Below are 13098 nucleotides of genomic sequence, written 5' to 3' on the forward strand. Positions count from 1 at the left end.
GTCAGGCGTCAAGGAGGAGTTCCGGGAGATCGCTCGCGCGCACCCGTCCTTCCTCATCGAGCCCACGGGCAACGTAATAACTGTCGACCATGGCCTGCAAGTGCTCTCCGGTCAACGTCGCGGCACGACCGGACGCCAGCTCCAGCGGCGTTTCCAGCATGCGGGGCGGCAGGGTGTCGTCCTTCGCGGTGGCGCCTTCGCGCTGGTTGAACGCCCGCTTCGCGCGCACGATCCGCGCGGCCGTGGCACGCAGCTCGGCCGAGTCCACCGACCACCCGGTGACCAGGGACAACAGCGTGGCCCACTCGGCGAACGGGTCTTCGAACACCCCGCGCAGGAACTTGCACAGGATCATCGAGTCCATTACCGCGGCCCGGTCTTCCGTGCCGATCGCCGCGCCGACGTGGGCCGGGCCGCCGCGGAACCGGTTCAGCTCGCCGGAGAGGTCGGCTTCGTAGGCGCCGGAGCGGTTGTGGTCGGCGCCGCGCGCGTTCACCGCCAGGCCCAGCGCCATCGACTGCAGGCCGCGCGGCTCGTAACCGGGCAGCTCCAGGCCCTTCACCTGCGGGGCGAAGCCGATCGAGCCGTGCCCGACGATCCCGGCCGCGCGCCGGGACCCCTGGGCCAGCAGCTCACCCAGCCCTTCCTCACGCGCGCCGATCGCCTCGAGTGCCCGCAGCAAAGCGGCGCCGTCACCGAATTGCAGCCACGGTTCGTCGATCAGGCCGCGCTCGACGCACTCCATGGCCCACGCGATGGTGCCACCGGCCGAGATCGTGTCCAGGCCCAGCTCGTCGCACTTCGCGCTGGCGGCGAACACGTCGTCGGGATCGGAGACCCCGCACAGCGGGCCGAGGGCGAACACGTTCTCGTACTCCATCCGCTGGCTGCCGCCGCCCTTGCGGGAGTAGATGTGCTCGCACCCGATCGAACAGGACGCGCAGCTGTTGCGGGCCACCCCGCGCAGCTCGTGCAGCTCCTCGGCGGCCAGCCTCGGCGCGCCGTCGAATGTGGCGGCGGTGAAGTTGCGGGTCGGCAGTGTGCTGACCGCGTTGAACGCCAGCAGATTCGCCAGCGTGCCCAGTTCCCGGTACTTCGCCGTCGCCGGGCCGAAACTGCGCCGCCGCAGATCCTTCGCGGCGGCCAGCACCCCGGCCTGGTCCGCGACGGCGACCTTCGTCGCCGACCGCACGAGAACCGCCTTGATGTTCTTGGCTCCCAGCACGGCCCCGAGGCCGCCGCGCCCGGCGTGGCGGCCGTCGTGGCTGATCGTCGCGTAGCGGACCTGACGCTCCCCGGCCGGCCCGATCGCCGCCGTGCGCCAGCCGCGCCCGAACCGCTGCCGGACCCGAGTTTCGGCGTCGGCCGCGGGCAACCCGGCCAGCTCCGGCGCCGGTTCGAGCCGCACGCCGTCGCCGTCGACGAGCAGCACCGACAACCGCGCGGCGCGGCCCCGGATGACGATCGCGTCGTGCCCGGTCAGCTTCCCGGCGATCGCGAACTGGCTCGAAGCCAGCGCGTCGGTGAGCAAACCGGTCAGCGGCGACTTGGCGACCACCGCGAACTTCGCGCTGGTGGTGAGCGGCGTGCCCACGAGAGACGAGAACACGAACGCCAGCGGCGCTTCCGGTGCCAGCGGATCCACCCGCGGCGGCGCGAACCGGTGCAGCAACCACGTACCCAGCCCGACACCGCCGAGGTACGCGCGCAGCACCCGCTCGTCCAGCTCGCACGTCTCACCGGTCGCCGCGTCACCACCGACGTCGACGATCAGTGCCCGTCCGAAAAAGCCTCCCGGCGCCATGCCTTGACTGTAGGCCCGTTCGGGGGGTTGTGGCGCGGTCAACCGCCGGCGTCTGCCGACAGGAACGCCACTGAATCTCCCGTGACGAGCGGCAGCAACGGATCCCGCGTCACCTGCTCACCGTTCACCGCGGCGACCACGTGCCGGTCCAGGGCCAGGCCCGCCAGCTCGGCGGCCGCACCCAACGTGGCCGCTCTTCCGGTCCGCGGCCGGTGCCCGTCCTTGCCCGCCAGCGCACCGAACCGCTCGACCGTCACCTCCGGCGCCGCACGACCCCGCACCTCGGCGTAGTCCTCCGGCGTGTTCACGTTGATCACCGACTCCAGCTGCGGATCGAGCCGGACCAATGCCCGATCGTCGAGCAACCGCGCGTCGTCGAGCTGGACGACGTCGCAGTGCTTGAACAACATCCCCGGCCGCAGGTCGCCCTCGCCGATCAGCTCCGTGATCAGCCCGGCCAGCGACGTCCGGTACCCGGCCGCCAGCGGCTGCCGGAATCCCCGGGCGAACGGCATGAGCATGTCCGCGCCTGTCTCCGCGAGCCCGCGCAGCACCCGCCGTACCCACGCGGGATGCAGCAACGGCATGTCTGTCGAGCACACGAACGCGACCTCGGCCCGCTCCGCCACCGCGGCCAGACCCGCCGCCACACCCTGCATCGGCCCGAGGCCTTCGACCGGATCCTCGACCACCGCAACCCCCGCCGGCAGGCCGGGCAGCTCCTGCCCGGCCGCCGCGACGACCACCACCGGCCCGTCGATCGTCCGGCCCAGCACCGCGCACGTCCGGTACAGCAATGTCGAGCCGTGCCACTCCAGGCCCGCCTTGGGCCGGCCCATCCGGGACGAACGCCCGCCCGCCAGGACCACACCCGCCTCGCTCCGCATCTGACGGAGGATAGCCGCGGGCCACGGACGGTGGCGAGAACCAACGGCCGGCGCACTGCACTCACCACGCATCCGCAGCAGCGGTTCGGGCCCGGTCGTCCCTGCCGCGCCCATTCGCCGTCCCGTGCCCGGGCGATCCGGTTGGTGGCCGGCACAGTCACCGCGATCGTCAGGCCCGGCAACGCGGTGAGCCACCACGCGTTGGCCGGGTAGTTGCGTCCGTGGGGGATCAACGTGCCCCATTCCGACGCCGGCGCTTCGTAGACTCGCGTCGGGCAGCACGTGGCGCAGCGGCACCGCGTACCACCACACACCGCACGAGCGGGCGGCCTGTCGGCCCGGTCGTGGTGCTGGCCACCGCGCACGGCGATCCTGGCCGTGTCTTCGGTGAGTTTCCGGAACCGACGGCGATCGCGACCTTCACCGTGCGGTAGCCCAGCGCGGTGACCAGCGCCGGCGACAGGAACAGGGCCGGGATTCAGAGCAGCACGGGGCCGGCCAGCTGGTCAGCGGCGCCCGGGACGCGACGGCGTCCCGGGCGGCGATGGGTGCCCTCGTGCCCGCGAAATCCGCGCCCGCGACCCCGGCGGACGCCGACTTCGCCAAGCTGGGGACCCCGACGTTCCTGACGCCCAACCCCAAGTTCTACCGGGTGGACACGGCGTTGTCGGTACCGCAGCTGCGCGCGGAGGACTGGAGCCTGCGCGTCCACGGCATGGTGGAGCGCGAACCGCGCTACGGCTACTCCGACATCCGCAACCGCCCGCTGGTCGAACGCACGATCACCCTGACCTGTGTGTCCAACGAGGTTGGTAGCGACTACGTGTCGACGTCCGACTTCATCGGGGTCGACCTGGCCGACCTGCTGGCCGAAGCCGGGGTGCGGCCGGGAGCCGAGCAGCTGTTCTGCACGAGTCTCGACGGCTGGACCTCCGGCACCCCTGCAGCGGCGGCCCTGGATCGCGACCGCGGCGCGATGCTGGCGATCGGGATGAACCGGGAACCGCTTCCGCTGGAACACGGATTTCCCGCGCGGCTGGGCACGCCGGGCCTCTACGGCTGACGTGTCGGCGACCAAGTGGGTCGTGGACATCGAGGTGACCACCTGGAAGGCGCGGCAGGCGTACTGGCTCCACAACGGCATCGCCGACGTCGAGATCAAAGTGGACAACCCGTGGCAACGGACCACCCTCGAGCGAGGTCAACTTGAACACCTGGCGCATGTGGTGGACCCGGATCGCCGTGAAACCCGGTACACACCAGGTGTTCGTCCGCGCGAACGACAAGACCGGCCACACCCAGACCGAGGCCCGCGCCGGCACCGTCCCCGACGGCGCAACCGGCTGGCATTCCACCACGTTCATCGCGACCTGACCGGCTCACTCGAAAGAGTTGCCGTCCGCACCCAACCTTTCGCCGACCGGCACCGAATTCCTTACGAGAAACACCCCGGCGACCCCACCACAGCCGGTCCTGCGCCATCTGTCCACTGTGAACGGAGCTCTACCGTGAAATCCCTTCGAATCGCCGGAATCGGTGTCACCGCTGCCGCCGCCCTCGCGCTCGCTGCCTGCGGCAGCGGTGCCGACAGCGGCTCGTCCGGCGGCAGCACCCCCGCCCCGGCCACCTCGGCTCCGATGTCGAGCGCCGACTCCGACGTCTCCAACGGCATGACCACCAACGCCGACGTGTTCGGCCCGGCGTGTTCCCAGCTGCCGCAAGGAAACGCGCCCGGCTCGCTCGATTCCATGGGCCCGCAGCCGGTCGCGTCGGCCGCGTCGACGAACCCGCTGCTGACCAAGCTGGTCGCTGCGGTCAAGGCGACCAACCTCGTCGACACGCTCAACAGCCAGCAGGCCATCACCGTGTTCGCCCCTGCCGACCCGGCGTTCAACGCCCTCGGCGACGCCAAGTTCCAGGAGCTGGCCGGCAACCCCGACCAGCTCGCGCCGATCCTGCAGTACCACGTCGTCGGCAAGCGCTACGACGCCGAGGGCCTCGCCGCCGCCGGCACCGTCGCCTCGCTCAACACCGCGGGCGGGCCGCTCAAGATCGAAGGCAACGGCGACAGCATGACCGTCAACGGCGCCAAGATCCTCTGCGGAAACATCCCGACCAAGAACGCCACCGTCTTCGTCATCGACCAGGTCCTCATCCCGGGCACCAACGAGAACTGACCCCGAGGTCCCACGCAACCCCTCCGGACAACGAGCCCGGCGTGCTTGCCCCAGGCCACGCCGGGCTCGTTGCCGTCTCCCGACGCCGCCTCAGCGGCCAGCGTCGGCGGCACACCTTGAACCCGAGGTGCAGCACGCCGCCGCCTCTCCCACATCTACCGGACGTAGTCCGCGGAGGCGCTGGAGATCTTGAAGGGCTTCCGGATCCGGAAGGGTCTCAGACCTGCTCGTCTTGCCGGCCACGACGTTCGACGGTCGGGTTGTCCCCGCTGGAGTACCACTCCGGGGGCGGGCCGACGCCGTCTTTGTCGGCGATGAAGCCGTCCACCGACGCCACCGGTGAAGTGCGGATCCGATGCACGGAACGCGGCCGGGCAGCGTCGGCCGGCACGCACCGGTCCCGCAGTTCGGGCGCCGTGTCGACGAACGACGAAATCCCCCACGGCTTGAAGCGCACCCCGACCAGCCGCAGTGCTCGACGACGAACCACCTCGTCCGCGCTCCCGTGACGAACCCACCGGCAACCCGCGCGGGCGGCGTCGAAGGATCCGAGTCGCGCGCTGCGAACGGTGCGCCCCAGCAACCACTCCTCGGCTTCGGTCCACCGGCGCCGGCGTGATGGCCGGCCGCCGTTCGCCGGTGTCCGGCTCGGGACGGCGCGCTCGGCGAGCGCCGGTCGGGGTGTTGCTTGTGGATCTGCCCGGCCGCACACCCGCCTGCTACGCCAGGGCCATCCCCGGCACGCGGGCGCGGATGGCGTCGAGCTCCGCCTCGTCGGAGACGCCCTGCCAGTCGTTGCGCGGGGTGTAGGGGGCGACGAGCGAGCGGACGTCGTCGTCGGAGAGGTCGACGTCCAGGGAGGCCACGGCGTCGTCGATCTGCTGCACGGACCCGGCACCGACGAGCGGGGCGGTCACCACCGGCTGGCGATGCAGCCAGGCCAGGACGATCTGCGCGCGGCTCACGCCGTGAGCGGCAGCCATCTTTCCGACGGCTTCCGTGATCGCTCGGTTCGACGCCTCTTCCGCGGGCGAGTAGAGCAGATCGGCGAAGTCGCCGTCGGTCGCGGACCGGGTGGTCGCCTTCGCGTCGTCCCAAGCGCGGGCGAGGCGGCCCCGTGCCAGCGGGCTCCAGATGATCGTGCCGACACCCTCGTCCAGGCACAGCGGGATCATCTCGCGCTCCTCCTCGCGCTGCAGCAGGTTGTAGTGGTCCTGCATGGACACGAACCGCGCCCACCCGTGCTCGCGCTGCAGATGCAGGGCCTTCGCGAACTCCCAGGCGTGCATGGAGGACGCGCCCAGGTAGCGCACCTTGCCCATCTTCACCAGATCATGGAGTGCTTCGAGGGTCTCCTCCAGCGGCGTCGCGTGGTCGTTGCGGTGCACCTGGTACAGGTCGATGTAGTCGGTGCCGAGCCGCCGCAGCGAGTGGTCGACCTCGGACATGATCGCCTTGCGCGAGAGCCCCCTGCCGTTGGGACCGGGCCGCATCGTGTGGCGCAGCTTGGTGGCGATCACGACGTCGTCGCGATCCGCGAAGTCCTTGAGCGCGCGGCCGAGGATCTCTTCGCTGGACCCGTTCGAGTACATGTTGGCGGTGTCGAAGAAGTTGATGCCGGCCTCGAGAGCGTGCTTGATCAGCGGGCGGGCGTCCTGTTCGCCCAGGGACCAGACGGGGTGGCCGCGGTCCGGCTCGCCGTAGGTCATCGCGCCGATCGCGATGGGCGAGACGTCGAGGCCGGTGGTACCGAGCTTCACATAACGCATGAGTGGGTGTCTCCTGTCGAGGCAACTTGCGGAGGATCCTCCACAAATACTCTCCAAACTAGCGGAGGATTATCCGCGAGTCAAAGGTGAGGCATGATCGGGGGCATGACCGACGGGACGCCGAGCACCTACGGCACACAGCGCAAAGCGGCCGCGCGCAACCGGGTCGCGATCATCGAAGCCGCCCACGAGCTGTTCGCGCAGAACCCCCTCGTGCCACTGAGCGAAGTCGCCAAGCGCGCCGGTGTCGGCGCCGGAACCCTCTACCGCCACTTCCCCACCCGCGAGGACCTGATCCTGGCGGCCTACCAGCACGACATCGAGCGCCTCACCGCCACGGCCGACGAGGTACTGGCCCGTCAGCCGTCGGCGAAGGCCGCCTTCATCGAGTGGTTCGAGACGCTCGCCGCGTACATCCGCATCAAGCACGGCCTCGGCGACGCGTTGCACAGCGCCGCGGCCCAGGACGTGATCAGCGCCTCCTGGGCCCCGACCACCGCGGCGGTGGCGAAACTCGTCGACGCCTGCGTCGCGGAGGGCACCGTCGCGCCCGGACACGATCCGGCGGACATCATCCTGCTGATGAGCTTCCTCTGGCGCGTCCCGAACGACGACGCCGGCGCGGCCCAGGGGCGGCGCCTCGTGGCCGCGGTCTTCTCCGGGTTGCAGGCGCCGCCGCAGGCGATCTGACGCGGAGCGAGGCGATCAAAGCTTCACGCGCGAGCTCGATCGGGTCCTGCTCGCCGACCATCGGATCAGCGTCGGGTGGCACCGGTGCCGGCCGTAGTCAGACGGCAGTGAGCGGGCCACGTCGAGGTCGAGAATGGGTCCTGTGTGGACAGTCCAGGGACCGGGGCACGGTCTCGTGGTCGATGGGGAGCGTCACGGCGACGGCCGCCAGGGCGCCGGCCGCACCGATGGAATGGCCGGCGCCCTGGATGCTGGTCACCAGCGGCCGGGAGGCGCCGAAGACGCGGCGGACGGCGCGGGCCTCGGCGGCGTCGTCGAGGGCCGTCGAGGTGCCGTGGGCGTTGACGTGGGTGATGTCGCACGGTGTGGCGGCCGGGGGCGGGCACGGTCGGTTGGCGGGCGCCGCGAGCCAGCACTTTCTCGACGGGCTCGAGCACGCCGCTCGCCTCCGAGGCGGCGGTTCCGGCTCTGTCCACCTCGAACAGACGCGAGATCTCGTGGAGGTCAGGGGCGCAGGGTGGTGAACCCCGCGGTCAACGTCGGCGTGAGGCTCGCGTCGCTGCCACCGGCGAGGACGACGTCGGCGGCGCACGAGGCGACGAGCCTGGCCCCCACCGCGCCGGCGTCAGTGCCGGCCGCGTAGGCGGTGGTGATGGTGCTCGCTCTGCCGCGCAACCTGTAGCGGACGCTCAACGCCGCGGCGCCCGCGTCGGGGATCGCCACCGGGACGAGGTGGGGCGAAACCTGGCGGTCGCCCGCCCGGGGCAGGACCTCGGCTTGTACCTCCAGCGTCGTCAGGCCGCCGGTGGATGTGCCCGAGACGACGGCCACGGTCGGGAGCGACGCCGGCCCCGCCCGGCCCGGAATCCGCGAGAGCCCCGCGTCCGCCAAGTCCCAGTCGGCGGCCGCGACGGCCATCTGCGTCGGCCGGTCGTGCGCGCCACCCTGTGGGACAGCCACAACCGCGGGTCGAACCCCAGGGAGCCGCCGGACGGCCTGCGCGACGGCGGGGCGCGACAGCCCCTCCCAGAAGTCCTTCACACCGACGCCTGCCGGTGAGACGACCCGGATCCCGGTCACCGCCGCCCGCCTGCCGAGGGCCGGCTTCATCGTTCGCCGGAACCGCCAAAGTCGTTTCAGGGCAAGGGCGTGGCGGTCACCGCACAGACAGCGCCGGGATGATCTCCTTGGCGATCACGTCCGCGTGGCGCGCCTGGTCGTACAGCGGGGTGAACAGAACGAGTTCGGCTCCGGCGTCGATCACTTCGCGGACAGCGCGGACGCAGTCGTCCGGGGTGCCGGCGATCGCGGCCGCCGCGATGGCGGGCGGGAGGCCGCCGTAGAGCGCGGTGAGCTCGGCGTTGACGCGCTCCCGGGCGCGGGCGGCGTCGGCTTCGACGGCGATGTAGACGCGCTTGGCGATCTCGAAGTCCGGGCGATCGCCTTGCGCCCGGACGAACCGCACCTGCTCGGCGAAGTCGGCCGTCGGGACCGACCCCGCGCCGAAGAACCCCGTGCCCAGGTCGAGGGCGCGCCTCAGAGCCTTCGGCCCGCTGCCGCCGAACCATAGCGGCGGATGCGGCTTCTGGAACGGGCGGGGCGTGATCGCCGCGCCGGACAGCTGCCAGAACTCGCCGTCGTGGTCGACACTGTCCTGCGTCCACAGCCGTTTGAGCAGCTCGACGCCTTCGGTGAACCGGGCCAGGTAGCGCTCGGGCCGCATGCCGAACGCCGCGAACGGCCGGTTCTTGCCGCCCGAGCCCACTCCGACTTCGAGCCGGCCCCGCGACAGCTGGTCGAGGCTGCTGGTGCTCTTCGCCAGCTGCGCGGGGACGTGCAGCGTGGACACGAACACCGTGCAGCCCAGCCGCAGGGTGTCGGTGCACGCGGCGGCGAAGGTCATCGCCTCCAGCGGGCTCAGCTGCGGGCGCTTGCCGAACACGGCCTCCTGCGTCCACGCGCTGTGGAAGCCCGCCTCCTGCGCGCGGACCAGGTAGTCCCGGAACGCACCCGGATCGAACGAGCCGTCGGCGTAGTACTGCGGAATCGCGATCGCGTACCTCATGATCACCGATCTTACGGCCACCGGGCGCGTCAGGGCCCGACCGCAACGCCTCCACCGGTTCCATGCGCGCGGCCCGCATCGCCGGGTACAGGCCGGCGAGCAGCCCGACCAGCGCACCCGTCATCGGCGCGCCCGCCGCGAGGGACAGATCCAGCACGGGCGTCCATCCGTTCACCGCCGAGACGACCACCACGGCGATGATCCCCGCGCTGCTGCCGAGCAGACCACCGAAGATCCCCACCGTCACCGATTCCACGAGGAACTGCGCCGCGACGTGCCGGCGGCGCGCGCCGAGCGAGCGGCGGAGGCCGATCTCGCCGACGCGTTCCATCACGGTCACCAGGGTGACGTTGGCGATGCCGATCGCCCCGACCACCAGCGAGACCAGTCCGAGCACCACGAACAACCCGTTGACGTCGTGCTCGACGCCGCCCCGCAGGCTCGCCGGGTCCGGCGGCGCCAGGACCTGTAGCGAATCGTGCCCGTTGGGGCTCAACGCGATCGGGGCCTGGCGGGCGATCAGGCTCGCCGCGCCGAGGTCCGTGCGGATGAGGACCTTCGTCGCCGCGCCGGCCGCCAACCGGTCTGCCGCCAGCCGGTCGGCCGCCGTGGTGTACGGGAGCACGACGGAGGTGTCCAGCGCGCGGTCCAGGTCCAGGTCCAGGCCGGCGTCGCCGAAGATGCCGATCACGGTGAATGCGCGGCCATCGACGAACACCGCGGGCTGGTCGTCCACCCGCGTGATGCCCAGCAGTTTCGCCGCACCGGCACCGAGCACGGCGACGCGTTCGTGGCGGCTGACGTGGCCGTCGTCGAAGAACCGGCCCTGCGCGATCGTCGCGTTCACCACGGCCGGCAGTCCAGCGGTCGCCGCGACCACCGGCAGGGCCCGGTCGGTGCCGGTCGGTGGTCGGGTCGTTCAGCTCATTGGCGCGCACGGACAACGCCCCGGTCCGGCCGGTGTCCAGCTCGGCGATCGACGCCGCGGCGTACACCCCGTTGAGCCGTTGCAGGTCGGCCAATCCCGCCCAGTCGACCAGCGGCGGACGGCAGCGCCTGGACGAACGGCGTCGCGACCGCCTCGTTGCAGGATCGAGCCGCCCGGGGAGCAGGTCAGGCCGAGGGGTCTTGGACGACCGTGAAGTGGTGTTCGCCGCCCGGGCTTTCGAGTTCGTCGAGCACCGCGATCGCGAGGTCGGGTGCGGTGATGCGCGAGTCTCCGTTCCCGTCGGTGAGGAGCGTGGTGCTCCCCCGCCGGTAGCCGCCGGTGCGTGTTCCCGGTTCGAGGATCGCCGGCGGGCTGAGGTACGTCCAGGCGTCGTGGGGATGGTCCAGGCAGACGCGGAACTGGTCGAGGCTGGCCTGGGCGATGGTCCGCCACTCGACGGGGACGTAGGCCGGGTCGTCGACGAGGAGGCGGCCTGCGTCGGCCGGCGAACGCAACGGTGCCGAGCCACCGACCACCAGGACCCGGGTGCCGCATCGCTTCGCGGCGTCGAGGAACCCGCGGGTCAGCCGCGCCAGCAGGTGCTCACTGCCGGGCGCGAGGCGGATGGCCAGCACGGCGGCGTCCGCAGCGGCCAGAACCGGCTCCAGTTCCTCGGTTCGCGCGACGTCCAGGGCGCGCACGCCGAGCCTGCCGGTTTCCGCGGCGGACGGGCGGCGCGACACGGCCGTGACGACGTGCCCACGGGTCAGGGCCTCGGTGACGACGGCGCTGCCGGCCATCCCGGTGCCGCCGAAGACTGCGATTCTCATGACAGGGTGATTTCCTTCTTCTTCGGTGGGTTGAGCTGGCCGGCGACCGTCGCGGTGAGGGCGAACGCGAAACCGGCGAACTGGACGAGCGTGAGTGCTTCTCCGGCGACGGCGGCGCCGAGGACGGCGGCGACGAGCGGTGAGAGCAGCCCGAGCAACGCGGTGGCGGTGACCGGCAGCCGGCGGATGCCGGAGAACCAGAGCGTGTAGGTCAGCAACGCACCGACCAGCCCGAGCCAGGCGAACCCGGCGACGGCCGGTCCGTCGATGTCGCTCGGGACACCGTCGATCACCAGCGCCGGGATCAGGAGGAAGAGGCCTGCCGCGGTGAGCTGCCATCCGGCCAGGCCCAGCGCGCTGACGCCTGGGGGCCTGCCCCACCGTTTCGTCAGCACGACCCCGGTGGCCATGGACACGGCACCGGCCAGGCCGGCGAGGATACCGACGGGATCGAGCGCCGCGTCGGGCCCGAGGACGACGAGGGCGACTCCGGACACCCCGACCACACCCCAGGCGACGCGCCAGGTGGAGAGCCTTTCGCGCAGGATCGCGACAGCGAGGAACGCGACGACGATCGGCTGCGCCGCGCCCAGCGTCGCCGCGACCCCGCCGGGCAGGTGCTGCGCGGCGAGGAACAGCAGCGGGAAGAACGCCCCCATGTTCAGCACGCCCAGCACCGCGCTCTTCCACCACCAGGCCCCGCGCGGGAGGCGGCGGGCAGCCAGCAATGCGATCAGCCCGACCGGCAACGACCGCATCAGCGCCGCGAACAGCGGATGCTCGGGCGGCAGGAGGTGGGTCGTGACGAGGTAAGTGGTGCCCCACACCGCCGGAGCGAGGGCCGTCAGCGCCGTCCACCCGACGCGCGCAGCGGCGGGAGCGGGGGTGGCAGTCGCAGTCACCTGTCCATCGTCTGCCTCGGGAACCGATGAGTCCAACACATGGATGTCATCGCAGCGATGAATGGCAATAATCAATGCATGGAGCTTCAACAGATGCGCTACGTCGTCGCGGTGGCCGAGGAACGCAGCTTCACCCGCGCCGCCGAACGTTGTTTCGTCGTGCAGTCCGCGCTCAGTCACCAGATCAAGGCCCTCGAGTCCGAGCTCGGTCTCACGCTGTTCGCGCGCACGAGCCGCCGCGTCGACCTCACGGTGGCTGGCGAGGCGTTCCTCTCGGCCGCGCGGGCGAGCCTGGAGGCCGCGGACCGCGCCGTCGCGGACGCCGCCGCCGCGACGGGGCAGGTCCGCGGCACCCTCACCATCGGCGTGATCCCCACCGTCACCGCCCTCGACCTGCCCGCCGCGCTCGGCGGTTACCACCGACGCCACCCCGACGTGCGCATCAGGCTCCACAGTGGCGGCAGCGACGAGTTCATCGCGGCCATCGCCGAGGGCAGCGTCGACGTCGCCCTGCTCGGCCTGCCCGAGCCCACGTCCGCGAAGGGAGTGGCCACCCGCGAGCTCGCCCGCGAACGCCTTGTCGCCGTTGTCTCCGCGGCTCACCGCCTCGCGGACCGCCGCCGTTTGAAACTGGCCGACCTAGCCGGCGAAACCTTCGTCGACTTCCCCGCCGGCACCCCCGGCCGCGCGCCCTCCGACCGCGCCTTCCAGGCGTCCGGTGTCCCCCGCGAGGTCGCCTTCGAGGCCATGAGCCCCGCCCTCATCCTCGACCTCGTCCGGCACAACCTCGCCGTCAGCCTCCTCTCGCCCTTCGTCATCGCGGCCGACGAAGCCCTGCGCACGGTTCCGGTGACCGACGGCCCCACCCGCATCGAGTACCTGGCGTGGAGCTCGTTCAACGCTTCCCCTGCGGCGCAAGCTTTTCTGGATCAGGTACTGCCGCGGTGAGCGAGCGCCGGTTCGGCAGGGCGCCACCAACTCCGGCGCCTGCACCTTTCGCCTCGCGCGGCGGAGAGGCACGTGGCGAGCCGGATGACCGAACTCGA

12 protein-coding genes and 2 pseudogenes are annotated in these 13098 nt (G+C 71.6%); 4 read left to right on the forward strand and 10 right to left on the reverse strand.

All coding sequences use genetic code 11. The features are described 5' to 3' along the window. Nucleotide 1: 1 nt before the first annotated feature. Complete coding sequence (locus AB0F91_RS32595; RefSeq protein ID WP_360603767.1) at nucleotides 2-1804, reverse strand: aldehyde ferredoxin oxidoreductase C-terminal domain-containing protein; 1803 nt, start codon at nucleotides 1802-1804, stop codon at nucleotides 2-4. Nucleotides 1805-1842: 38 nt separating this feature from the next. Beyond that, on the reverse strand, nucleotides 1843-2691 hold the full coding sequence (locus AB0F91_RS32600) for a molybdenum cofactor guanylyltransferase (RefSeq protein WP_360603769.1): 849 nt from the start codon (nucleotides 2689-2691) through the stop codon (nucleotides 1843-1845). Nucleotides 2692-3187: 496 nt separating this feature from the next. Here AB0F91_RS32600 and AB0F91_RS32605 point away from each other — a divergent pair. Next, nucleotides 3188-4065: pseudogene (locus AB0F91_RS32605) on the forward strand (molybdopterin-dependent oxidoreductase); the annotation flags it as partial. 134 nt (nucleotides 4066-4199) lie between these two features. Beyond that, nucleotides 4200-4868 carry a fasciclin domain-containing protein gene (locus tag AB0F91_RS32610; protein WP_360603771.1) on the forward strand — a complete coding sequence of 223 codons (669 nt, stop codon included), beginning with the start codon at nucleotides 4200-4202 and terminating at the stop codon, nucleotides 4866-4868. A gap of 217 nt (nucleotides 4869-5085) precedes the next feature. Here AB0F91_RS32610 and AB0F91_RS32615 read toward each other — a convergent pair whose 3' ends face one another. Next, nucleotides 5086-5358, reverse strand: coding sequence for a hypothetical protein (locus AB0F91_RS32615; RefSeq protein ID WP_360603773.1), 273 nt, complete (start codon nucleotides 5356-5358; stop codon nucleotides 5086-5088). 229 nt (nucleotides 5359-5587) lie between these two features. After that, nucleotides 5588-6637 carry an aldo/keto reductase gene (locus AB0F91_RS32620; RefSeq protein WP_360603775.1) on the reverse strand — a complete coding sequence of 350 codons (1050 nt, stop codon included), beginning with the start codon at nucleotides 6635-6637 and terminating at the stop codon, nucleotides 5588-5590. 105 nt (nucleotides 6638-6742) lie between these two features. On the opposite strand from AB0F91_RS32620, the gene AB0F91_RS32625 reads away from it, so the two are divergent. Continuing rightward, nucleotides 6743-7327, forward strand: a complete 585-nt coding sequence (locus AB0F91_RS32625) for a TetR/AcrR family transcriptional regulator (protein ID WP_360603777.1) — start codon at nucleotides 6743-6745, stop codon at nucleotides 7325-7327. A gap of 97 nt (nucleotides 7328-7424) precedes the next feature. Here AB0F91_RS32625 and AB0F91_RS32630 read toward each other — a convergent pair whose 3' ends face one another. From AB0F91_RS32630 to AB0F91_RS32655, 6 genes and pseudogenes are all read right to left on the reverse strand, one after another. After that, nucleotides 7425-7919: a hypothetical protein gene (locus AB0F91_RS32630; RefSeq protein WP_360603779.1), complete on the reverse strand. Its 495-nt coding sequence runs from the start codon at nucleotides 7917-7919 to the stop codon at nucleotides 7425-7427. Next, on the reverse strand, nucleotides 7832-8287 hold the full coding sequence (locus AB0F91_RS32635; protein ID WP_360603781.1) for a beta-ketoacyl synthase N-terminal-like domain-containing protein: 456 nt from the start codon (nucleotides 8285-8287) through the stop codon (nucleotides 7832-7834). The genes AB0F91_RS32630 and AB0F91_RS32635 overlap by 88 nt, the downstream gene beginning before the upstream one ends. 196 nt (nucleotides 8288-8483) lie before the next feature. Beyond that, a complete protein-coding gene (locus AB0F91_RS32640; protein ID WP_360603783.1) occupies nucleotides 8484-9392 on the reverse strand; it encodes an LLM class flavin-dependent oxidoreductase in 909 nt (302 codons plus the stop codon). 115 nt (nucleotides 9393-9507) lie between these two features. Continuing rightward, a pseudogene (locus tag AB0F91_RS32645) lies at nucleotides 9508-10272 on the reverse strand (ABC transporter permease); the annotation flags it as partial. Between the two features lie 233 nt (nucleotides 10273-10505). Next, the gene (locus AB0F91_RS32650; RefSeq protein WP_360603785.1) at nucleotides 10506-11150 is read right to left on the reverse strand and encodes an NAD(P)H-binding protein; all 645 of its coding nucleotides are present in this window, start codon (nucleotides 11148-11150) and stop codon (nucleotides 10506-10508) included. Further along, nucleotides 11147-12052: an EamA family transporter gene (locus tag AB0F91_RS32655; protein WP_360603786.1), complete on the reverse strand. Its 906-nt coding sequence runs from the start codon at nucleotides 12050-12052 to the stop codon at nucleotides 11147-11149. The genes AB0F91_RS32650 and AB0F91_RS32655 overlap by 4 nt, the downstream gene beginning before the upstream one ends. Nucleotides 12053-12091: 39 nt before the next feature. Here AB0F91_RS32655 and AB0F91_RS32660 point away from each other — a divergent pair, with 39 nt between their 5' ends. Continuing rightward, nucleotides 12092-13000 (forward strand): LysR family transcriptional regulator, encoded by a 909-nt coding sequence (locus AB0F91_RS32660; RefSeq protein ID WP_360603788.1) that lies wholly within the window; start codon nucleotides 12092-12094, stop codon nucleotides 12998-13000. The last annotated feature ends 98 nt before the right edge of the window (nucleotides 13001-13098 follow it).

Source organism: Amycolatopsis sp. NPDC023774 (assembly GCF_040639695.1).
In the GTDB taxonomy this organism is placed as follows: Bacteria; Actinomycetota; Actinomycetes; order Mycobacteriales; family Pseudonocardiaceae; genus Amycolatopsis.

What these genes read in the sequence shown, in the direction of transcription:
- AB0F91_RS32595 (WP_360603767.1), bottom strand. Translation starts at nt 1,804, where the DNA reads ATGGCGCCGGGAGGCTTTTTCGGACGGGCACTGATCGTCGACGTCGGT.
- AB0F91_RS32600 (WP_360603769.1), bottom strand. Translation starts at nt 2,691, where the DNA reads ATGCGGAGCGAGGCGGGTGTGGTCCTGGCGGGCGGGCGTTCGTCCCGG.
- AB0F91_RS32620 (WP_360603775.1), bottom strand. Translation starts at nt 6,637, where the DNA reads ATGCGTTATGTGAAGCTCGGTACCACCGGCCTCGACGTCTCGCCCATC.
- AB0F91_RS32625 (WP_360603777.1), top strand. Translation starts at nt 6,743, where the DNA reads ATGACCGACGGGACGCCGAGCACCTACGGCACACAGCGCAAAGCGGCC.
- AB0F91_RS32640 (WP_360603783.1), bottom strand. Translation starts at nt 9,392, where the DNA reads ATGAGGTACGCGATCGCGATTCCGCAGTACTACGCCGACGGCTCGTTC.
- AB0F91_RS32650 (WP_360603785.1), bottom strand. Translation starts at nt 11,150, where the DNA reads ATGAGAATCGCAGTCTTCGGCGGCACCGGGATGGCCGGCAGCGCCGTC.
- AB0F91_RS32660 (WP_360603788.1), top strand. Translation starts at nt 12,092, where the DNA reads ATGGATGTCATCGCAGCGATGAATGGCAATAATCAATGCATGGAGCTT.